The following is a 19,691-nucleotide window of genomic DNA, read 5'->3' on the forward strand; positions in this document are numbered from 1 at the left end:
CCGAGGTGTTCGGCTGCCCGGTGCTGTTCCGGCAGCCGCACGATTCGATCGTCTTCCGCCRCAGCGACCTGGAGCTGCCCCTGGTCAGCGCCAACCCGGGCGTCGCTGCCCTGTTCGAAGACGCGGCGGAGCGCGACCTGGTGGCCTACTGCTCGTCCCACGACACGGCGCATGCGGTACGGGGAGCGCTGCGGCAGTTGCTGCACGGCGACGTGCCGAACATCGAGCAGGTGGCCGGCGTGCTGTGCGTGAGCCAGCGCACACTACAGCGCCGGCTGGCGCGCGAGGGGCTGCGGTTCAGCGCGCTGCTTGACGAGGCCCGGCTGGAGATGGCGCGGCGCTACCTGGCGGCGGGCCGCGCGAGCCTGACCGAGATTGCCTACCTGCTGGGTTTCGCGGACCCGAATTCCTTCTTCCGCGCCTTCAAGCGCTGGACCGGGAAGACACCGGCGGACTACCGGCAAAGCCAAGGCGTCGCTACTTCGTCTTCAATGCCGGACTTCCTGCCGACGGTGGCTCCGCCACCCGCGTACCGCCCACATCCTTCAACAAGCGCTTGAATTCGGGCGACCGGGTCGCCGCACCTCGCAAGGCCGACTCGCGCGTGCATCGCCCCTTGTGCGCGGCGCCGCAGGAAAAAGCCCGCACTGGCCGCAGAGGTTCCGTTGGACCTTCGAGGCGCGGGCGCGGATCATGTGGAGGCATGCGCAGGCGTGCCAAGCACTCGCTTCGCGGGCCTGCGCCGAGAGCGGAGGCAAAGGAAATGACCGAGGCAATCTACTGTTTCGACACCGCCACCGTGCGGTTCGCGATCTACCCGGAAGGCCCTGGAGGCGACAGGATCGTCGCCGAAATCTCGGAAGATCCGCTGCGCGACCTGTTCGGCGCGAGCGGCGGGGGCGACACCCTGGTGGCGGCCTACAAGGCGCATGCGGCGACCATCGACGCCCGCGCCCTCGATCGCTACCGCGAGGCATCTCACCGGCCGGTGCTGCTGGAAACGCGGGATTTCGAAGCGATCGAAACGATGGCCGGCGCGCAGGCCGGGTGAACGACCCGCGGAGTCCGCTATCGCATCAGGCAAGCCATTGCACCTCGAAGACGTGGTGACCCCAGGGCGGCAGGTCCAGGAACAGGCCCCGGGCGAGCAGGTCGTCGCCCGGGCGATCGTAGACAGCCGGGCCGAGCAGATCCCGCAGCCGCAGGATGCGCCCCGTCATCTGCGCAACAGGAACACGCACGAAGCACTGGGACGGCTGCGGCGAGTAATTCACGGCCACCAGCAACCATTCGGGGGCGGCACCTTCCCAGGCATAGGCCATGAAGTTGTCCCAACTGCCGTTGCCGTCCCAGGCCGGGATGCAGTCCAGCAAGGACCAATGGCCGTCGCCCAGCGTCGGCAGGCGCAGCACGTCGAGAACCCGGCCATAGAACCGTTCGAGCATGTCGTCCACGGGTTCATCCGGCCCACGAACCAGGTGCGGAGAAATTCGTATGCGCCGGCCTTCGAATTGCCCTTGGTGGAAGAAGCGCAGGCCCGGTGAAAAATAGGTCAGCACGGCCGCGGCGGCGTGGACTTCGGGCGCGAAGGCGGCTGCCGCTCGCGGCTCGTCGTGGTTCTCCAGAAAGCGCGCGAGCTTGTCCTGGTAGGCCAAGTCCGCGCACAGGTGTTCGCGCACGGGGCGGGCGCGCTGTTCGTGCAGGCGGTCGTACAGTCGCTTGTCGTAGGTGTAGTCGAAGCCCTGCTGCTGCAATGTCCATTCCATGTCCCAGTAGACCTCCGCCATGAACAGGAAGCCGGGATGCGAGCGTCGCACCGCCTCGATCGCTTTCGACCAGAACGGATCGACCCGGATGCCCCAGGTGCGCTCGAACACCTCGGGCACGACCAGCATGGCCATGTCGCAGCGCACGCCGTCGCATTGGCCGGCGATGCGTTCGAGCTCGCCGATCATCGACGCCTGCAAATTGGCGTTGCCGTAGTCGAGCTGCAGCGTGTCGGGCCAGCCGTCGAAGTACGGGTCCCGTCCGTGGGCGAGCAACAAAGGCCCGTTCCTCGTCGCCAGGCGGCAATGGTTCTGGGGCGCACGCGCCAGGTCGTCCTCGCTGGCATGGACGAAGTAGTCCGGATGCTCGTCGGTCCAGCGATGATCGAGGGCCATGTGGTTCGGCACGAAGTCGAGCATCAGGCGAAGCCCTCGCTGGCGCATGCGCTCACGCAGCCGCGCCAGTGCCGCATCACCGCCCAGGGCGCGGTGCACGCGGTAGTCCGTGATCGCAAAGCCCGAACCCGCAATGTCCGCCTCGCGAAGGTCGGGCAGCGTTTGCTCGAACTCGCGCCGCCACGACGGATGGCTGCGCGAGATGCGCTGCGCGGCTTCCCCCGTCTGCCAGACACTCAGCAGCCACAGCCAGTCGAAGCCCATCTCGGCCAGGCGATCCAGTTCGGCGTCGGCCATGTCGTCCAGCGTGGCCGCGCGGCCCAGCGACCGCGACAGTGCCGTCAAGCCGACACGGGTGTTGAGCTGGTAGAGCGCTGGATAACGAAGTCCTTGCACGGCGATCATCCCCTCTGTCTCAGGCGCAACGGCGTCGACCCGGATGCGCTTCTCGGCAACCTCCTGCGCGAGACTCTTCGTCAACCCGAATCCGGGCCCCTGCGAACACCGTGCAACGCCCGCGCCGCCGCGGCCTCCGCGCCCGGCATGAGCAGCAGATCCTTCGTCAGCACGGCGTTGATCTGGATGATCCGCGCCACGCAACCGGTCCACCCGGTCTGGTGGCTGGCGCCGATCCCGGCGCCGGTGTCGCCATGGAAGTACTCATGGAACTGCACCAGGTCGCGCCAGTGGGGGTCGTCGCGGAACTTCCGCGCCGAGCCGTAAGCCGGCCGAGCGCCGTCGCTGCCGCGCAGGAAGATCCGGCTCAGGCGCTCGCCCAGTTCCTTCGCCACTTCGAGCAGCGTCCTCATCTGCCCCGAGCCGGTCGGGCATTCGACCTTGAAGTCCTCGCCGAAATAGGCATACAGGCGCAGCAGCGAGGTGTACAGCAGAAAGTTGATCGGCATCCAGACCGGCCCGCGCCAGTTGGAGTTGCCGCCGAACATGCCCGAGTCGGAGTCGCCCGGCACGTACGCCACCCGGTACGACTGACCCGCGTGCTCGAAGACGTAGGGATGCTCCAGGTGGCTGCGCGACAGCGCCCGAATGCCATGCGGGCCGAAGAACTCGCTCTCGTCCAGCATGCGCGCGAGGATGCGGCGCAGCTTCCGCTCGTCGACGATCGCCAGCATCCGCCGATTGCAGACCCCGGGCTCCTGGGGCAGATGCATGCCGGCCGCCAGTTCGGGATGGCGCGCCAGGAACGGCCCCGCACGCTCGCGGAACTTCGGCAGCTTCTCGAGGATGTCCTCTTCGAAGACGGCCACCGCGGCGAGCGGCAGCAGGCCGACGATGGAACGCACCTTCAGCCGCGTGGCCCTGCCGTCCGGCAGACGCAGCACGTCGTAGAAGAAGCCGTCCTCCTCGTCCCACATCTCGTCGTGCCGCTCGCCCATGCGGTCCATCGCGCCGGCGATGAACAGCGTGTGCTGGAAGAATTTCTCGACGAACTCCTCGTACAAGGGCTCCTGCAGCGCCAGTTCGACCGCGATGCGCARCATCTGCTGGCTGAAGAACACCATCCACGCGGTGCCGTCGGCCTGGTCCAGGTAGCCGCCCGTGGGCAGCGGCGACGAGCGGTCGAAGACGCCGATGTTGTCGAGCCCGAGAAAGCCGCCTTCGAAGACGTTGGCGCCGGTGCGGTCCTTGCGGTTGACCCACCAGGTGAAGTTGACCAGCAGCTTGGAGAACGCGTACTTGAGGAACTCGATGTCGCCGCCGTCGCCGCGGCGCTCCTTGTCGACCAGGAACAGCTGCATCGTCGCCCAGGCGTGCACCGGCGGATTGACGTCGCCGAAGTTCCACTCGTAGGCGGGGAGCTGGCCGTTCGGATGGAGGTAGTCGTTGCGCAGCATCAGGTCGAGCTGCTGCTTGGCAAACTCGGGGTCGACCATGCCGAGCGGGATCATGTGAAAGGCAAGGTCCCACGCGGCGTACCAGGGGTACTCCCATTTGTCGGGCATCGAGATGATGTCGTCGTTGAACATGTGCGCCCACTCGATGTTGCGCACCCGCCGGCGCTCCGACAGCGGCAGCTGGCTGCCCGCGCCGTGCTCTTCGAGCCAGAGGTCGAGGTCGTAGTAGAAGTACTGCTTGGTCCACAGCATGCCGGCCAGCGCCTGGCGCATCACGGTGGCGCGGTCCGGGTCATTGCGAACAGCGGGCGGCGTCACCGAGGCGTAGAACGCATCGGCCTCCTGGAGCCGGGCCGYGAACACGGCATCGAAGTCCTCGAAGGGGCTGGCCGGGGCGCCGGTCTCGCAGGCCTTCAAGCGCAGCCGGACCACCCGCGGCTGCTCGGCAGCGACGTCGATCTGGTAGTGCGCGGCCACCTTGGTGCCCTGCTGCGCCGGATTGATCGCACCCGTGTCGCCGTGGACGATGAAGTTGTGGATGCCGTCCTTCACGCAGGCCGAGGAGTTGGTCCCGCCGAACAGCCGAGCGTTGTTGGTTTCGTTCTCGGTGAAGAGCAACGGCACGTCGGCGTCGCAATGCAGGTCGTAGTCGCCCAGCGATTCCAGGAACAGCGGATCGGTATGACGGGCGCGGACGGTCGAAGCCCCGGTGGAACCCACGCGCTCGAGGATCGGCTTGGAGCCGCCACCCGGCTGCGACCACGTGTTTCGGAACCACAACGTCGGCAGCAGGTGCAGGGACGCCGCTTCCGGACCTCTGTTGAAGACTGTGATCCGTACCAGCACGTCGTCGGGCGCGGCCTTCGCATACTCGACGAAGACGTCGAAGTAGCGGTCGTCGTCGAAGACGCCGGTGTCCAGCAGTTCGTACTCGGCCTCGTGCTTGCCGCGGCTGCGGTTGGTGGCGACGAGGTCCTCGTACGGGTAGGCCGCCTGCGGGTACTTGTACAGGTATTTCATGTACGAGTGCGTCGGCGTCGAGTCGAGATAGAAGTAGTACTCCTTGACGTCCTCGCCATGATTGCCTTCGCCGTTGGCCAGGCCGAAGGCGCGCTCCTTCAGGATAGGGTCTCGCCCGTTCCACAGCGCCAGGGCGAAGCACAGCACCTGATGGTCGTCGCTGATACCTCCCAGCCCGTCTTCGCCCCAGCGGTAGGCGCGCGAGCGGGCCTGGTCGTGGGTGAAGTAGTTCCAGGCATCGCCGTTGTCGCTGTAGTCCTCGCGCACGGTTCCCCATTGCCGCTCGCTGAGGTAGGGCCCCCACTTCTTCCAGGCCGCCCGGTTCGCATGCGCTTCTTCCAGCCGGCGCTTCTCCGCTGCCTCGGTGCTCATGGGAGTTCTCCTTGAGATCGCTGCCTTCAGGCGGCCAGTGTGTCCCGCCCGAATCGCAATGGCAAGAACCTCACCGGAACCCGCCCGCCTTCACTTCCGTTCCCGCCCCTTGCGATCGTACTTGCGCCAGTACTGAAACTCCTCCTCGTGGACCTCGATGTCCAGCTCCGAGACCCTGGCCTGGAGTCGCTCCTGCACTTCAGACACGGCCCGGTTGTAGATCACTGGCCCGACTTCTTCCAGGAAGAAACCAAGGAGAGCGCCCGCGGCGATATTGCCGATGGGTTCGTCCATGTTTTCTCGGAAGTACCTCTCGATGGAGGCGATGGCCTCCTTCCGGGCTTCCTTGCTCAGTTCGATGGTCATGGCGGCGTCCTCCTCCAGATTTGCGCTCAGAGTGTCCGGGCCGATTCTGCCCTGCTCTAGTGAGCGCCTTGCCCCCTGTGTGGCCCGGGCCAGGATCGCGGCGCAGGGCTACACCATCACCAAGTTCAAGGTCGATGGGAACTGCTATGAGCTCTATGGCAAGAACGCTGCAGGCAAGAAGGTCGAGATCTACTACGACGCGAAAACGCTGGAACCCGTCAAGAGCGAGATCGAAAAGTAGCCATGCCGACCTCCGGTGAGAGGCGTTGCGCAGAAGGCGTGCTGGTCTGGGACGCCGCGGTGCGCCTTCAGCACTGGATGCTGGCAGGGACCGTGATCTATTGCTCCCTCCAAGACGATGGCGGACCCGCGCATCGCGCGGTTGGCTACGTCGCCCTTGGCGCAGTCGCGACGCGTTTGCTATGGGGATGGCTTTCAAGGGGGCACGCCAGCCTCGCTGCGATGCGGCCCTCCATCGCTTCGACCGTGGTCTTTGTCCGCTCTCGCGCGCCACGCTGCATGGGCCACGATCCTCTGGGACTGTGGATGGTGTGGCTGCTCTGGTCGCTCGTGGCTCTCTTGGGACTCACCGGATGGATGAGCCATCTGGACGCCTTCTGGGGCGACGAGCGCGCGCAAGCGATCCATGCATGGCTTGCCAATGCCCTGATGGTCGCTGCCATTGTTCACGTGCTTGCAGTGGGCGTGATGAGCTGGCGGTGGCGGGAGAATCTCCCGGCGACGATGGTGACCGGACGGAAGCGAAGGTGACTTCGCAGCAGGCCGGCCGCCGCCAGCCGGAGCTTCTTCACGATACGAAGGCCGCAGGAACCGGCGCTTCGCCCACCGCCTGCCGCAACACCGCCCAGTGCATGGCCTCGTCGCCGAGGGATGCTCGCCGCCGCCTTGACCAACTCGCGGTTGCCGAACAGAGGTCCGGCAGCCTTCCCACCGCACGTGCCAGGCGGATGCTGCATCCGCCTTTGCCGACGAGCTCGTGGGGTTATTGAACCGAACGCCCGTTTCCGGGAATGAACGGGGTGTTCGGCAAGTGCCTTCCGGGTCCATCTTCAACCCGCCTGGAGGCAGGCCGCCGCAGCCCACCTCAAACCTGGGAGTAAAGTCTCTGAGAGCCGCACATCAAGAGCCGCCTATGCCGCCCCATCCCCGCGACGCCGTCCGGCGACAGGCCGAGGGGCCGCCGTTGGCCGAAAGTGCCGAGGCACGCCTGGTGGGCCGGGCCGCGAACGGCGAGTTGCAGGCGTTCGAGCAGTTGTACCGCGCCTACCACCCGCGGCTCACGCGTTTCCTGGACCGCGTGACACGGCGGCCCGGACTCGTCGGAGAAGTGCTCAACGACACGATGCTGGTCGTCTGGAACCGGGCCGGGACCTACAACGGCCGCTGCAAGGTATCGACCTGGATTTTCGCCATCGCCTATCGAAAGGCCATCAAGGCGCTGAGCCGCCTGGACGAGCCCGTGCAAGCCGAGTGCAACGACGATCAACCCGCGCCGTCGGAGTCCGGTCCTGAATATCGCGCGGCGCAGTCGCAAATCCGCGCGGTGCTGGCGCAAGCCCTGGACCAGCTCTCGCTCGAACAGCGCGCGGTCGTCCACCTGACCTACTTCCATGGCATGGGCTATCGCGAGATCGGCGACATCATCGGCTGTCCGGTCGACACCGTGAAGACGCGCATGTTCCACGCACGGCGCAGGCTGAAGACCTTGCTGGCCGAGCGGCTGGAGGATTGGCCGTGAGCGGGCGGGTGGTCCATCTCGGCACCGACATGCATCAGGAGGTGCAGGCGTTGCTGCCGTGGTACGTCGGCGCGCGTCTCGATGCCGAGAATCGCGCCCGCGTCGAGGCCCACATTGCCGACTGCCCGCGCTGCCAGGCCGAGCTGGCCTGGGAACGAAAGCTTCAGGCCGCCTGTTCGAACGGGGACATCGACGTCCCGGGCGACGTCGACCAGGGGTTCGCGTCCTTGCGCGAGCGGATCGTCGTCGGCGTCGGCGCGGCACCGCGGCAACGCGACGGCGTCGCGGCGCGGCTGAGGCAGCGCTGGCGCGAATGCGCACCCTGGACTCGCTGGGCCTTGCTGGCGCAGTGCGTTCTGGTCGCGACCCTGGGCGGCTTGCTGCTGCTGCCGCTTCCTCCCGAACAGCCCTTCCGCGCACTTGGCGGGCCGGCGGCACCGACTGCCACCGCCGACAGCGGCAACCTGATCGTGAGGTTCCGGCCCGAGGCCACCGAGCAGGAAATGCGGCGGGTGCTGCGCGACAGCAAGGCCCGGCTGGTCTACGGACCGACCACCACCGATGCTTATCTGCTGGCCGTGCCGGCCGGCCTCGAAACCGCGGCGGTGCAGCAACTGCGCAAGGAAAGCGCCGTGTTGCTGGTCGAATCGCTCGACGGTCGGGCGGCGCCATGAAGTGGCTTCTGGTCGCCTGGCTGTTCGCTCTCGCCGCGGTCCAGCCGCTGGCCCGCGCCGCGCCGCCCGATCCGAGCGCCGCATCGACCGCCGCCAGCCAGCAGGTGCTGCTGTTGTTGCGCCTGCCGCCGGAGCACTTTCGACCCGAAAGCGCCTATTCGGGCGGCTACGGCGACGGCCCCGCCCACGGCGCACGGCGCCGTGTGGCTGCCGCGCTGGCACGCGAACACGGGTTGACGCTGGTCACGGACTGGGCGCTTCCGCTGCTGGCCGTCGACTGCTTCGTGCTGGCCGTGCCGGGCGACCAGCCGCCCGACCGCGTGGCGCAGGCGTTGTCGCGCGATCCGCGCGTCGAGTGGGCCCAGCCCATGAACGTCTATCGAACGCGAGGCCATGACGACCCGCTGTACCCGCTGCAGCCACCGGCGCAGGCCTGGCACCTCATGGATCTGCATGAGATCTCCACCGGCCGCGGCGTGCGGGTCGCCGTGGTCGACAGCCGGGTCGACGAGCACCACCCGGACCTCGAGGGCCAGGTGGCGTTGAAGGAGAACTTTGTCGACGGCCGGGGCGAACTCCCCGAGGACCACGGTACCGCGGTCGCCGGCATCATCGCCGCGCGCGCCGACAACGGCGTCGGCATGGTGGGCGTGGCACCGAACGCGCGCCTGCTTGCGCTGCGCGCCTGCTGGCAGGAGAGCAGCCAGGCCACCTTGTGCACGAGCCTGAGCCTTGCCATGGCCCTGCACTTCGCCATCACGCACGACGCGGACATCATCAACCTGAGTCTCAGCGGCCCGCCCGATCGCCTGCTCGACCGACTGCTGGACGTCGCGCTCTCGCGCCGCATCAGCGTCATCGGCGCCGTCGATCGAAACCTGCCGGATGGCGGGTTTCCGGCCTCGCATGCCGGCGTCGTGGCCGTCGCCGACGACACCGGCGAGCCGGCCTTGCCGGCTGCCTTGGTCGCTCCGGGGCGCGATGTGCCGACCACCCTGCCCGGTGCCCGCTGGAACCTCGTGTCGGGCTCGTCCTATGCCGCAGCCCATGTGACGGGGCTGTTCGCCCTGTTGCGCGAGCGCTTGCCGGCACATGCCGTGCCGCCCTCCATCGCCAGCGTCGTTTCTTTTCCCGGCGGAGGAATCGATGCTTGTGCCACACTGGCACGCGTCGCAGGCCCTGGCGCCTGCGTCCGCACCGTGACGCGCTCCACGACACCCCTCAACCTTCGTCAGTGACATGCCGAGCGCCGGTCTGCGTGCCGCGCTCTACCCCTTGCTGTGCCTTGTCTGCTGCGTCGCGTCCGCACAGACCGGCGGGAGCGTCGCGTTCTTTTCGAACTATCTCTACCGCGGCGTTTCCCTCAGCGACGAACGGCCCACGCTCGGCCTGAGCGTCACCCACGACGATCCGAGCGGCTGGTATGGCGGCGCATCGCTCACGGGCGTGGCGCTGGGTCCCTACAACCGGCAACAGCTGCAAGTGCTCGGCTACGCGGGGTACGCGGGCCGGCTGTCCGATCGCCTCGGCTGGGAAGCGGGTGCGACCGCCGTTCACTTCAGCGTCGACTCGCACTACGACTTCTACGAGGGGTTCGCTGGCCTGAGCGGCGAACGATGGAACCTGCGGCTGCATTACTCGCCCGACTATTTCGGCAGCGGCGCGCGCACGGCCTATGGCGATTTCAACGCCGGGCTGCCGCTCTCGCCGATGACACGCGCGACGGCCCACGTGGGCGCCCTGATGCGAGTCGGCGGCGTTGCCGCCGAAGGCGCGCGCCTGACCCTGGACGGGAGCCTGGGGCTGGCCGTCGCGCGCGACGCGTGGGAGGTGCGGCTCGACTGGGTCGCCGGCGGTCGCAGCGGCATCTACCCGGCCGCCTATGGACGCGGGTCGAGTAGCGCGCTGGTGCTGAGCGCCTCGCTGGCCTTCTGAATCGCCGGCGAATGAACCTTTTGGCCTCGGTGCGGAATACACCGACCCCGGACCGAAAGGAGATGCAAATGAGCGCCTATCGCCTGAAGTTGTACGGGCTCGCCTGCGCAGGCGCGTTTGTGTTTGTGTTGGCCGCCTGCGGCGGCGGTGGAGGCTCCCACGGCATGCCCGTGACGAGCGCTGGAACCAGCGCCGGCTATGTCACCGGCATGCCTGTGACGGGCACCGGCGCCGTCACCGGCATGCGCTATGTCGCGACCAACCTCGTTTCCGATCTCCCCGCAACCGGCAATCCGTATGGAAGCTCCAACACGGACCCGCATCTGCTCAAGGGCTGGGGCGTGGCCTTCAACCCGAGGGGGTTTGTCTGGGTGGCGAACAACGGTACCTCGAGCTCGACGCTCTACGACGGCAACGGCGTGCCGCAATCGCTGGTGGTGGCGCTTCCGCCCGGCACTGCCGGCAGCGCCATGCCGAGCGGCATCGTCTTCAATGGCCATCAGGACTTCATGGTCACGGCAAACGGCATGTCCGGTGCCAGCGCCTTCATCTTCGCCGGCCAGTCAGGCACGTTGTCGGGCTGGTCGCCCGACGTCGACATGACCCATGCGGTCACGGTCTTCGACGACGCAGCCGCGGGTACGGTCTACACGGGCCTGGCGCTCGCCAGCCAAGGCACATCGGATTTTCTGTACGCAGCAGATTTTCACCATGCGAAGGCCGACGTGTTCGACTCGAACTTCACCAAGATCGGCGTCGCGGGCAGCTTCGTCGATTCGGCCATGCCATCCGGCTACGCGCCGTTCGGGCTCCAGGCGATCGGCGGACTGATCTATGTCAGCTACGCCAGGCAGGACGCGCTGGCGCGCAACGAGGCTGCGGGCGCCGGCCAGGGCGCCGTCGATGCCTTCGACACCACGGGACACCTCGTCAAGCGGCTCGTTCCGGTCGGCGGTGCGCTCAACGCGCCATGGGGAATGGCGATGGCGCCCGCCAACTTCGGCGTCTTCAGCAACGCCTTGCTCGTCGCCAATACCGGGGACGGGGTTGTCCACGCGTTCGACTCGACGACCGGGGCACCGATGGGCACACTCTCCATGGCGGACGGGCACCCGATCGTGATCGACGGCTTGCGCGGTATCGCGTTCGGAAATGGCTTGAACAGCCAGCCTGAAAGCACGCTTTTCTTTGCCGCGGGGCCCGGCGGAGGAATTCATGGCGTCTACGGGCGCATCGACAACCGCTGAGGCCCTGTCCGTGAAGGAGAAACCAACCATGAAACGCGCAATTGTTGTGTTCATTTCCGGCATGTCGCTGGCCTTCAGTCTGTCCGCGCTGGCGGCTGGTGGCGGCGGCGGCGGTGGTGGCGGTGGCGGTGGCGGTGGCGGCGGCGGTGGGGGCGGTGGCGGTGGCGGGGAGATGGCCAACAATCCGGATCGCGACTTCAGGGCGGGCATGGCGGCGGTCCGCAAGGAGGACTGGCAGCAAGTCCTGGCGCACATGACCGTCTACGTCCTGCGCAGCCCCGGCGACGCCGACGCCTGGAACGAACTCGGCCACGCGCACCGCAAGCTGGGCAACCTGGATGCCGCACTGAGCGACTATGACAAGGCGCTGACGATCAATCCAAAGCACCTGGGCGCGCACGAGTATCTCGGCGAAGCCTATCTGCAGATGGGCGATCTCGCGCGGGCCGAGAAGGAACTGAAGGTGCTTGATTCGCTCTGCTTCTTTCCATGCGAACCGTACACCGACCTGAAAGCGGAGATCACGAAGTACCGGAGCCAACACGCGAAGTCGGGGTCGTAGCGGCTTCACCGCCTGGGCCAGGCTGCCATGGCGCTCACCCCGAGAAACGCAACGCCGTTGGCGCACGCACTGACTCCGCGCGCGGCCGCGGTGGCCCAGGTGCTTGCCGGGGTGCTGTACATCCAGGCCGCCGCGGGCGCGCAGCAGGTCGAGATCAAGACCGATGGCCAGGGCGAGTCCATCACCGTGACGGCGTCCGCCGAGATGCGGGTGGACCCGCGCACGGCCTGGAAGGTCATCACCGACTACGACCACCTTGCCGAATTCATTCCCTACATGCGCAGTTCCCGCGTGGTGCAGCGCGATGCCGACCGGTTCCTGATCGAGCAGACGGGAGAGTTCAGCTTCCTGGTCTTCAGGCAGCCGGTGCAGGCGGAGCTGGCGGTTGTCGAGTCCCCGCAGCGGCGGGTGACGGCGCGCGCTGTCGGCGGAAACCTCAGGGAGATGGAGGGCCGTTACACGCTCGAGAGCCTGCCCGCGGGCACCGTGCGCCTGAGCTACTCAGGTCGCCTGGTGCCTGACTTCGCGATCCCGCCGGTTATCGGCAAGCTGGTGGTGCGCAATGTGCTCGCCACACAGTTCAGCGCGATGGTCAAGGAGATCGTGCGTCGCGATGCGGAGAAGGAGCAACCCGTCGAGTGAGTCGTCGTCGACGATGACGACGCAGAGAGATCGCCGCAGGCACTGCCTGCCGCTAGATTTCCTTCAGCACTTCGGCACCCGGCGCGGTCATGCTGGGCGTGAATTCGACAACGTCGAAGCGGGCGCATCCGCTCTTTGCAAACGGGTCCTCCTCGAGGATGGCCTCGAGTTCCCGGCGATTGCCGGAGCGTGCGAGTATCACGCCGCCCTTGCGAGGCACCTGCCGTCCTGATGCAATGAAGAGGCCGCTCTCGTAGTGCTTCTTCAGCCAGGCGACGTGCTCGGACATGAGCGCGTCGAGGTCCTCGAGCGGACGGATATACGTGAGCGTGACGATGAACATGATGGACTTCGTTCCTTGATGGGAGATGGCTGCGCCGGAAAGGCGCACCGCCTTTGTACGCCAGACCTAGTCTGCCAGGGAGAAGTCGACCGCGGCTGCCGCATGCAGCGCCGTGCTGTCCAGCAGCGGCAATGCGCTGTCGGCGTTCTTGACCAGCAGCGAAATCTCGGTGCACCCCAGCACGATGGCCTGGGCGCCGCGGCCCTGCAGCGAGGCGATCACGCGGCGGTAGGCTTCGCGCGAGGCGTCGTCGACGATGCCGACGCACAGCTCGTCATAGATGATGCGGTGCACCTCGGCGCGCTCGCCGGGCTCGGGCACCAGCACCTCCAGGCCGTGCCGCTGCGCGAGCCGGTCCTGCATGAAGCCTTGCTCCATCGTGAAGGCGGTGCCGAGCAGGCCCACGCGGCGTACGCCGATGCGGGCGGCGGCGGCGCCAACCGGATCGCCGATATGGATGAAAGGCAGCGGCGTCGCGGCCTGGATGCGATCGGCCAGCTTGTGCATGGTGTTGGTGCACAGCACGATGCATTCCGCGCCGCCGGCATGCAGCCGGCGCGCGGCATCCTCGAGGATGGCCCCGGCATCGGCCCAGCGGCCTTCATGCTGGGCGCGCTCGATCGGGCCGAAGTCGACGCTGTGCATCAGCAGCTGCGCCGAACGCAGCGGCCCGAGGCGATCGCGCACCTGCTGGTTGATGAGGCGGTAGTACTCGCTGCTGGATTCCCAGCTCATGCCGCCGATGAGGCCGATGGTGCGCATTGCAATGACGGGTTCGGATGTCGAAGCGGGGATGATGCCCTGCAAAACAGGAAATTTCCGCTGCATCGCAGCGCCGTTGACTACAGATCTTTCGGCAATCCATCGCCTGAGAAGCGCCAAAAATCAAACGACGCGTGCGGCCCCTCGCGAAGAGGGCACGCACATCACACATTTGGCCGACTCTCGACCGGTGGCAGCGCATCGCCCCGCAGAACACCAGGCCTTCTTCTCAACCATCGAATCGTGACCCGAATCATCAACATATCGCGTGATCTTCCTGCCGCGCATACGCCGCATTGCAGGGAAGGCGCCAGAAACCCAGAGAAGACCGATCGTCCGATGCGTCAAGAATTCCCTGGTCCGGAAACCCGCACGGAGGCTGAATGAACAAGGGTCTCTTCGGCCATGCGATCGCGTACCTGTGCAGTCCCCGAACATGGTTCCTGGCGACGAGGATCGGAGCGCGCAAGGTCGCGGCGGAGCCGGCTCCACGCCTCGATCGGGCCGCCGTTCCACGGATTCCGGCTGCCGCCGGCGAGCCCGTCGAACTGCAGCAATTGCTGGGCCTGACGTCACGAACCCACGGGCCCATGCTGCAACGCCACAACATCGGCCTCGAGCTCGTCCTGCCAGACCAACCGATCTTCGTGCTCGCGGTGCCCGACGACCTCCAGCTCCTACTCGGACACATCTTCGACATGGCTGCCAGCCTGCTGCGAGGCGGTACCGCACTGCACGTGCTGGCCCGTGCCGACGGGCATCATGCCGTGATCAACTGGCGCGATGCCGGTGATGAAGGACCGCAGCTCGCGCACGCTTTCGAGGGCTTTGGCAGACCGATCGCCTCGCGGGCACTGACCTGCCAGACGATCGCCGCCAGGTACGGCGCACGGGTCTACCCCGCCCCCTCGCCGCTGGGAGATCGCAGCCTCACTCTGCGAATTCCGCTGCATCGGCAACGCAAGACACCCAGACCCGGAGTTTGCCCCTGATGACACAGCGGCCCTCGCCCGAACCGACAAGCAGTCCATTGCACCCGCAACTCGCGCGAGCCGATGCGAACGCGCGCCCTTCGGTGCAGCTCGCTTCCCGCACCCTGGACTGGTGCTTGCTCTACACTGCCCTGGCGGGCCTGGTCAGTTCGATCTGGCTCGGCACCTGTCAATCGGAAGAGCGCGTGGCCGACGCCAGCCTCTCGACGCTGGCGCCTATCCTGCGATCGCCCCGCCCGCGGCAGAACATCGACTTCGACCTGGAACGGGGCATGACGGCGAGGCCATGATTCAGACTCACCGCTCCATCGATCAATGACGGTTTCGATTGGAGCGCCGACAGGTGCGTTTTACTGCAGGAACGTCGGCTTCGCGTAGCCCGGGAACTTGCTGTCGACCACCGTGCGGAAGTCCTTCGAGTGGTAGGCATCGACGATGTCCTTGGCCCAGCCCGTGTCCTTGTCGGCGCGCTTCACCGCGACCACATTGAGGTAGTGGTCGGGCGTCTTCTCGAGCACCACGGCTTCGGTCAGCTTCAGGCCCGAGGACATCGCGAAATTGCCCGTGATGACCGCGTAGTCGGTGTCGCCCAGCGAACGCGGCAGCTGCGCGGCCTCGAGCGGGATGAACTTCAGCTTGCGCGGGTTCTCGGCGATGTCCTTCTCGGAGGCGCGCAGCGCATCGATGCCGGGCTTCAGCGTGATCAGCTTGTTCTGCTCCAGCAGCACCAGCGCACGGGCCAGGTTGCTCGGGTCGTTGGGCAAGGTGAAGCGGTCGCCGTCCTTGACCTCGGCCAGCATCTTGCGCTTGCTCGCGTAGATGCCCAGCGGTGCGATCGGGCCCTGCACCAGTTCGACGATGTCGAGCTTCTGGTCGGCCGCGAACTTCTGCAGGTAGACCCGGTGCTGGAAGAAGTTGGCATCGAGCGAACCCTGCGCCAGCGCCAGGTTGGGCTGCACGTAGTCGTTGAACTCGACCAGCTTGACCTTGTAGCCCTTCTTTTCGAGCAGCGGCACGATGCCGGCCTTGAGCTGGTCGAAGTTGGAGCCGGCGGTGCCGCCGATCACCAGGTCCTTCTTGGCCGCGGCCTGGGCCTGGGCTTCGAGCGAGAGGCCGCCGAGCGACAGTGCGAGCACCGACAGAGCGAGGACGGAACGGCGGACGAGAGATGTTTTCATGGGAGACAGTCAACAGCAGTGAAGAAACGATTCGACGCGCACCGAGCTTCAGGGCGCAATGGGAGACACCGGCGCAGCCCGAAGCCAGGGATACCGCGGAACCGGCTTCGCCGGGCCGCCGGTATCGCCCCCTTGAGGGGCTGAGGTCCGCGGCTCCAAGCCTGCCTCCGCAGGCGCTTCGGGGGTCATCTTTTATCCAGGCGGCGCGCGGCGGTGTTGCCGACGAACTGGATGATCTGGACCAGCACCACCAGCAACGCCACCGTGAGCACCATCACGTCGGTCTGGAAGCGGTAGTAGCCGTAGCGGATGGCGAGGTCGCCGATGCCGCCGCCGCCCACCACGCCGGCGATCGCCGAGTACGACAGGAAGCTCACGGCCAGCACGGTGAAGGCCAGCACCAGGCCCGAACGGGCCTCGACGATCAGCACGCGCCAGATGATCTGCAGCTCGGAGGCGCCCATCGCATGGGCCGCCTCGATCACGCCGCGCGGCACCTCGCGCAAGCACTGGTCGACCAGCCGCGCCAGGTACGGGATGGCCGCCACCGACAGCGGCACCGCGGCCGCCAAGGGCCCGATCGACGTGCCCGCGATCACGCGCGTGAAGGGCACCAGCGCCACCAGAAGGATGATGAAGGGGAAGGAGCGCACGGTGTTCACGATCCAGTTGAGGATCAGGAAGGCCGGCTTGTTCTCCAGCGACTGGCCCGGACCGAGCAGGAACAGCAGCACGCCCAGCGGGCCGCCGATCAGGAGCGCGGCCGAGAGGCCGATGCCCAGCATCATGAAGGTCTGGGCGATGGCGATCCCGAGTTCGGGCAGGATGGCGACGATGTTCTCAGGCATGGGCCGGCTCCCTCTGCGTGGATGCCGCGGCCCGGGCTTCGAGCGCTTCGCGCGCATCTCGCTCGCGCCTGCGCACCAGGGCGTCGATCTCGCGGCCCAGCACAGTGGCGCGCTCGGTCGCTGGTGCATCGACCTCGAACTGCTCCACCAAGCGGCCCTGCTCGAGGATCGCGACCTGGCGGCACAGCACCTCGACCACCGACAGCTCATGGGTGACGATGACGATCGTCACGCCGAGCTTCTCGTTGATGTCGCGCAGCGTCTCGAGCAGCGCGCGCGTGGTCTCGCTGTCGAGCGCCGAGGTGGGTTCGTCGCACAGCAGCACCTGGGGCCGAGGCGCCAGCGCACGGGCGATCGCCACGCGCTGCTTCTGGCCGCCCGAGAGTTGCGCCGGGTAGCTGTCGATCTTCTCGGCCAGGCCGACCAGGTCGAGGCATTCGCGGACCCGGGCCCGGATCTGCTCGCGCGAATGGCGGCCATGGATCTTGAGCGGAAAGGCGACGTTGTCGCCCACGGTCGCGTTCTGGATCAGGTTGAACTGCTGGAAGATCATGCCGATGTTCTGCCGCGTGTCGCGAAGTTCGCGGCGCGACAGCGTGGTCAGGTCGCGGCCGCCGACCCGCACCTTGCCGGCATCGGGACGCTCCAGCAGGTTGATCAGGCGCAGCAGGGTCGACTTGCCGGCGCCGCTCTTGCCGATCAGGCCGAACACGTCGCCTTCATGGATGTCCAGCGACAGCGAACGCACGGCGTCGAATACTTCGCCGCCGGGCAGAGTGAAGGATTTCTGCACCGATTCGAGTCGGATCAGGGGTGGCCGAGACGCAGGCACGGCCGGGGGAGAGGAAGTCATGAACAGAGCGGTCGCGCAGCACCTGGCGAAAAACAGGCGGGCCGGAACGGCGGCGCGGCAAAGCCTGCAATTGTCGCGGACCGTTGCTTCGGAGGGAACGAAGCATTCGAAAGGTGCTTATATGCGCAGCGCATAAGAGCCCTGCCTCGTCGGCAAGGCCCTATTGCACGGCGTCGAACAACTGGCGGTCGACCTTCCAGTCGGGTCCGTAGGTGGCGTCGGCATAGGCGTACACCACGGCCGAACCCAGGAGCCCGTGCAGCACGTCGCCTTGCGCTGCGCGCCGGCTGATGACGGCGTTCAGCGCGCCCTTGCGCGCCAGGTCCTGCAGGGCCTGGTCGACCCAGCGCTTGAGCTGTGCCGGCTCGAGTGCCGCGACTTCCTTCTTCATCGCCTCGATCTGTTCGCGCAGCCAGTTCGCGCCTTCGRCATTGGCCACCTGCGAGGCCGACTCCGGCTCGGGCTTCGGCACCGCAGGCGCGGGGATGGCGGCGCGAGTGTCGGTCGCGCCTTCGCTCTCCGGCTCGTTGCGCAACAGCGAGCGAAGGTAGGAAAAAGCGTTCTCGATGGTGCGCAGCGACTTGTTGGCGGCCCGCCGCTCGAGCACCTCGATCTGGGTGCGCACCCGCTCGTCGCCGAACTCCTTCAGGAGGCCTTCCAGCTTGATTTCTCGAATGCCCAGCGTTTCGGCGCGCAGCACCAGCGTGGCATCGACCGGTTCGCCCACCTGCGGCCGGGGTGCCAACACCTGGCGCTTCTTGCGCACCGCGAACTGGACCTCGGTGATCACCCTGCCCTGCTTGTGCTCGATCAGGTCGATCTCGAGATCGGTTTCGGCGTTGATTTCGGCCACCGCGTCCTTGACGCGTTCGTTCTTGAACTTGCGCCATTCGCGCCGTTCGGGCCCGGGGCCGTTGCTCAAGGCATCGACCCACCAGGTGACCGGCTTGCGGCTGGTGACGCCGCTGGGGTTCTCGCGATAGCGCGCACAGATCTCGTAGAGGGCCACCGCCGTGTAGGAGCCCAGCTTGGCAAGCACGTCGAGGTCGATCCGGGCCCAGCGCTGCGGATCCCTCAAGGCGGCCATGATGGTCGGCGGATAGGACCAGCTGACCCAGTTCTCGCCGCGCCTCAGTTCCAGCGCGACTTCGGACAGCATCGAGAAGCCGCGCCACTTGACGCCGTCGCCCGGGGCGGTCGACTCCCAGTCGACCTCCAGGCTGCGCATCTCGATGAGGTACTTCTTGGCCGCGGTACGCTCGCTGCCGCTGGAACCGGTGGTGCGCAGGATGGCCGCCAGCGGTGCCTCGAACATGAAGTCGGCCGCGGGCATGCCGGGCATGGCGACCAGACGCGTCTGCGCTACCTGCAGCAGCGCGCTGTAGATCCGGCGGCCGGTCAGGGTGACCCGGGCCGAGCGCGGCATCATCACGATCATCTCGTGCGGCTTCCTGAGCTCCAGCACGTCGTCGACGGCGTGGCTCATGAGGGGCTTTTCGCCCGGATTTCCCGCGATTGGATGGCTCATTGCGAGTTCGATGATATGTCCAACGATGTTTGGACACAAGCCCGCGCCGCTATCGGTACAGGAACCCGATCAAATCCTGGACATTTGGGAACGACAGGCACGCGGCGAACCCGATTAAAAGCTGGACGGTTGCCCGAAACAGGCCTTCGTCGGTGCCTGCCCGACGCGATTAAAAGCCGGACATTTGGCTTTTCACCCCCTTTCGCTGGCGTGTCCCGGGCCTCGAAAAGGCGCTTAAAACCCGGACACTTGCGTCAAGCTGGTGCAGATCGAGCGAATTCGGGGCTGTGGACAAGATGGAAGACGGCACCGATGTCGACCCGGACAGATGCCGATGGAAGGCTGGACACCTTCGCTCAAAAGCTGGACGCAAGCGATTAAAGCCTGGACACTTGCCCCCTTAGATTGCTTATAAGTTGTTGATTTAATTGAAGAAATTGGCATTTTGGCGGCGCTTAATCTCTTGAATTTATTGAAGTTCTTCTCTTAATCTCCCGAGAAGGCTGGATAAGAGGTCCCAAACCCTCCCAGGAGCCCTCCACTTCTGCCGATGCATCAAGGTTTCTTCGTTTTTTCGTGTGTGCCCTGCATAATC

Annotated in this window: 23 protein-coding genes and 1 pseudogene; 14 read left to right on the forward strand and 10 right to left on the reverse strand. The window is 66.5% G+C overall.

Features of this window, described 5'->3' with window-relative positions; all coding sequences use genetic code 11:
- Both AC1D2E_RS29425 and AC1D2E_RS29430 read left to right on the forward strand, forming a co-directional pair.
- On the forward strand, nt 1-560 hold a 560-nt coding region (locus tag AC1D2E_RS29425), incomplete at its 5' end, for a helix-turn-helix transcriptional regulator (RefSeq protein ID WP_478200680.1).
- A gap of 203 nt (nt 561-763) precedes the next feature.
- Nucleotides 764-1,051: a hypothetical protein gene (locus tag AC1D2E_RS29430; protein WP_478200681.1), complete on the forward strand. Its 288-nt coding sequence runs from the start codon at nt 764-766 to the stop codon at nt 1,049-1,051.
- A 25-nt stretch (nt 1,052-1,076) separates the two neighbouring features.
- On the opposite strand, the gene AC1D2E_RS29435 is transcribed toward AC1D2E_RS29430, so the two are convergent.
- The 3 genes from AC1D2E_RS29435 to AC1D2E_RS29445 all read right to left on the reverse strand — a co-directional run bounded on the left by AC1D2E_RS29435 (nt 1,077) and on the right by AC1D2E_RS29445 (nt 5,773).
- Nucleotides 1,077-2,642, reverse strand: a complete 1,566-nt coding sequence (locus AC1D2E_RS29435) for an alpha-amylase family glycosyl hydrolase (RefSeq protein WP_478200682.1) — start codon at nt 2,640-2,642, stop codon at nt 1,077-1,079.
- Entirely contained in the window at nt 2,639-5,407 is a 2,769-nt protein-coding gene (locus tag AC1D2E_RS29440; protein ID WP_478200683.1) for an MGH1-like glycoside hydrolase domain-containing protein, read from the reverse strand. Before AC1D2E_RS29440 ends, AC1D2E_RS29435 begins: the two co-directional genes overlap by 4 nt.
- Before the next feature lie 90 nt (nt 5,408-5,497).
- The gene (locus tag AC1D2E_RS29445; RefSeq protein ID WP_478176547.1) at nt 5,498-5,773 is read right to left on the reverse strand and encodes a DUF2164 domain-containing protein; all 276 of its coding nucleotides are present in this window, start codon (nt 5,771-5,773) and stop codon (nt 5,498-5,500) included.
- Here AC1D2E_RS29445 and AC1D2E_RS29450 point away from each other — a divergent pair.
- Nucleotides 5,733-6,014, forward strand: coding sequence for a PepSY domain-containing protein (locus AC1D2E_RS29450; RefSeq protein ID WP_478200684.1), 282 nt, complete (start codon nt 5,733-5,735; stop codon nt 6,012-6,014). The two genes, AC1D2E_RS29445 and AC1D2E_RS29450, sit on opposite strands and share 41 nt — an antisense overlap.
- Before the next feature lie 2 nt (nt 6,015-6,016).
- Nucleotides 6,017-6,544, forward strand: a complete 528-nt coding sequence (locus tag AC1D2E_RS29455) for a cytochrome b/b6 domain-containing protein (RefSeq protein ID WP_478200685.1) — start codon at nt 6,017-6,019, stop codon at nt 6,542-6,544.
- Nucleotides 6,545-6,581: 37 nt separating this feature from the next.
- On the opposite strand, the pseudogene AC1D2E_RS29460 reads toward AC1D2E_RS29455, so the two are convergent.
- Nucleotides 6,582-6,714 (reverse strand): annotated as a pseudogene (locus tag AC1D2E_RS29460) (ferritin-like domain-containing protein); the annotation flags it as partial.
- A gap of 212 nt (nt 6,715-6,926) precedes the next feature.
- Here AC1D2E_RS29460 and AC1D2E_RS29465 point away from each other — a divergent pair.
- From AC1D2E_RS29465 to AC1D2E_RS29495, 7 genes are all read left to right on the forward strand, one after another.
- Entirely contained in the window at nt 6,927-7,532 is a 606-nt protein-coding gene (locus tag AC1D2E_RS29465) for an RNA polymerase sigma factor (RefSeq protein WP_478200686.1), read from the forward strand.
- Complete coding sequence (locus tag AC1D2E_RS29470) at nt 7,529-8,206, forward strand: anti-sigma factor family protein (RefSeq protein ID WP_478200687.1); 678 nt, start codon at nt 7,529-7,531, stop codon at nt 8,204-8,206. The genes AC1D2E_RS29465 and AC1D2E_RS29470 overlap by 4 nt, the downstream gene beginning before the upstream one ends.
- Complete coding sequence (locus tag AC1D2E_RS29475) at nt 8,203-9,444, forward strand: S8 family serine peptidase (protein WP_478200688.1); 1,242 nt, start codon at nt 8,203-8,205, stop codon at nt 9,442-9,444. The genes AC1D2E_RS29470 and AC1D2E_RS29475 overlap by 4 nt, the downstream gene beginning before the upstream one ends.
- A 1-nt stretch (nt 9,445) precedes the next feature.
- Nucleotides 9,446-10,141, forward strand: a complete 696-nt coding sequence (locus AC1D2E_RS29480; protein ID WP_478200689.1) for a TorF family putative porin — start codon at nt 9,446-9,448, stop codon at nt 10,139-10,141.
- A gap of 89 nt (nt 10,142-10,230) precedes the next feature.
- Complete coding sequence (locus AC1D2E_RS29485) at nt 10,231-11,388, forward strand: TIGR03118 family protein (RefSeq protein ID WP_478200690.1); 1,158 nt, start codon at nt 10,231-10,233, stop codon at nt 11,386-11,388.
- Between the two features lie 28 nt (nt 11,389-11,416).
- The gene (locus tag AC1D2E_RS29490) at nt 11,417-11,950 is read left to right on the forward strand and encodes a tetratricopeptide repeat protein (RefSeq protein ID WP_478200691.1); all 534 of its coding nucleotides are present in this window, start codon (nt 11,417-11,419) and stop codon (nt 11,948-11,950) included.
- A gap of 27 nt (nt 11,951-11,977) precedes the next feature.
- The gene (locus AC1D2E_RS29495; RefSeq protein ID WP_478200692.1) at nt 11,978-12,592 is read left to right on the forward strand and encodes an SRPBCC family protein; all 615 of its coding nucleotides are present in this window, start codon (nt 11,978-11,980) and stop codon (nt 12,590-12,592) included.
- Between the two features lie 52 nt (nt 12,593-12,644).
- Here AC1D2E_RS29495 and AC1D2E_RS29500 read toward each other — a convergent pair whose 3' ends face one another.
- Nucleotides 12,645-12,935 carry a YciI family protein gene (locus AC1D2E_RS29500; RefSeq protein WP_478200693.1) on the reverse strand — a complete coding sequence of 97 codons (291 nt, stop codon included), beginning with the start codon at nt 12,933-12,935 and terminating at the stop codon, nt 12,645-12,647.
- Between the two features lie 66 nt (nt 12,936-13,001).
- Nucleotides 13,002-13,697 carry an aspartate/glutamate racemase family protein gene (locus tag AC1D2E_RS29505; protein ID WP_478200694.1) on the reverse strand — a complete coding sequence of 232 codons (696 nt, stop codon included), beginning with the start codon at nt 13,695-13,697 and terminating at the stop codon, nt 13,002-13,004.
- Between AC1D2E_RS29505 and AC1D2E_RS29510 the strand changes: the two genes are divergently transcribed.
- The 3 genes from AC1D2E_RS29510 (at nt 13,687) to AC1D2E_RS29520 (ending at nt 14,979) form a co-directional block, all read left to right on the forward strand.
- Nucleotides 13,687-13,944, forward strand: a complete 258-nt coding sequence (locus tag AC1D2E_RS29510) for a hypothetical protein (protein ID WP_478200695.1) — start codon at nt 13,687-13,689, stop codon at nt 13,942-13,944. The two genes, AC1D2E_RS29505 and AC1D2E_RS29510, sit on opposite strands and share 11 nt — an antisense overlap.
- A 136-nt stretch (nt 13,945-14,080) precedes the next feature.
- Nucleotides 14,081-14,689 (forward strand): hypothetical protein, encoded by a 609-nt coding sequence (locus tag AC1D2E_RS29515; protein WP_478200696.1) that lies wholly within the window; start codon nt 14,081-14,083, stop codon nt 14,687-14,689.
- A 38-nt stretch (nt 14,690-14,727) separates the two neighbouring features.
- The gene (locus AC1D2E_RS29520) at nt 14,728-14,979 is read left to right on the forward strand and encodes a hypothetical protein (RefSeq protein ID WP_478200697.1); all 252 of its coding nucleotides are present in this window, start codon (nt 14,728-14,730) and stop codon (nt 14,977-14,979) included.
- A gap of 60 nt (nt 14,980-15,039) precedes the next feature.
- On the opposite strand, the gene AC1D2E_RS29525 is transcribed toward AC1D2E_RS29520, so the two are convergent.
- The 4 genes from AC1D2E_RS29525 to AC1D2E_RS29540 all read right to left on the reverse strand — a co-directional run bounded on the left by AC1D2E_RS29525 (nt 15,040) and on the right by AC1D2E_RS29540 (nt 19,054).
- On the reverse strand, nt 15,040-15,867 hold the full coding sequence (locus AC1D2E_RS29525; protein WP_478200698.1) for a MetQ/NlpA family ABC transporter substrate-binding protein: 828 nt from the start codon (nt 15,865-15,867) through the stop codon (nt 15,040-15,042).
- A gap of 185 nt (nt 15,868-16,052) precedes the next feature.
- Nucleotides 16,053-16,715: a methionine ABC transporter permease gene (locus tag AC1D2E_RS29530; RefSeq protein WP_478200699.1), complete on the reverse strand. Its 663-nt coding sequence runs from the start codon at nt 16,713-16,715 to the stop codon at nt 16,053-16,055.
- The gene (locus tag AC1D2E_RS29535; protein WP_478176563.1) at nt 16,708-17,568 is read right to left on the reverse strand and encodes a methionine ABC transporter ATP-binding protein; all 861 of its coding nucleotides are present in this window, start codon (nt 17,566-17,568) and stop codon (nt 16,708-16,710) included. Before AC1D2E_RS29535 ends, AC1D2E_RS29530 begins: the two co-directional genes overlap by 8 nt.
- Nucleotides 17,569-17,728: 160 nt before the next feature.
- Complete coding sequence (locus tag AC1D2E_RS29540) at nt 17,729-19,054, reverse strand: hypothetical protein (RefSeq protein WP_478200700.1); 1,326 nt, start codon at nt 19,052-19,054, stop codon at nt 17,729-17,731.
- Between the last annotated feature and the right edge of the window lie 637 nt (nt 19,055-19,691).

Source organism: Variovorax sp. P1_H2 (genome assembly GCF_056405295.1).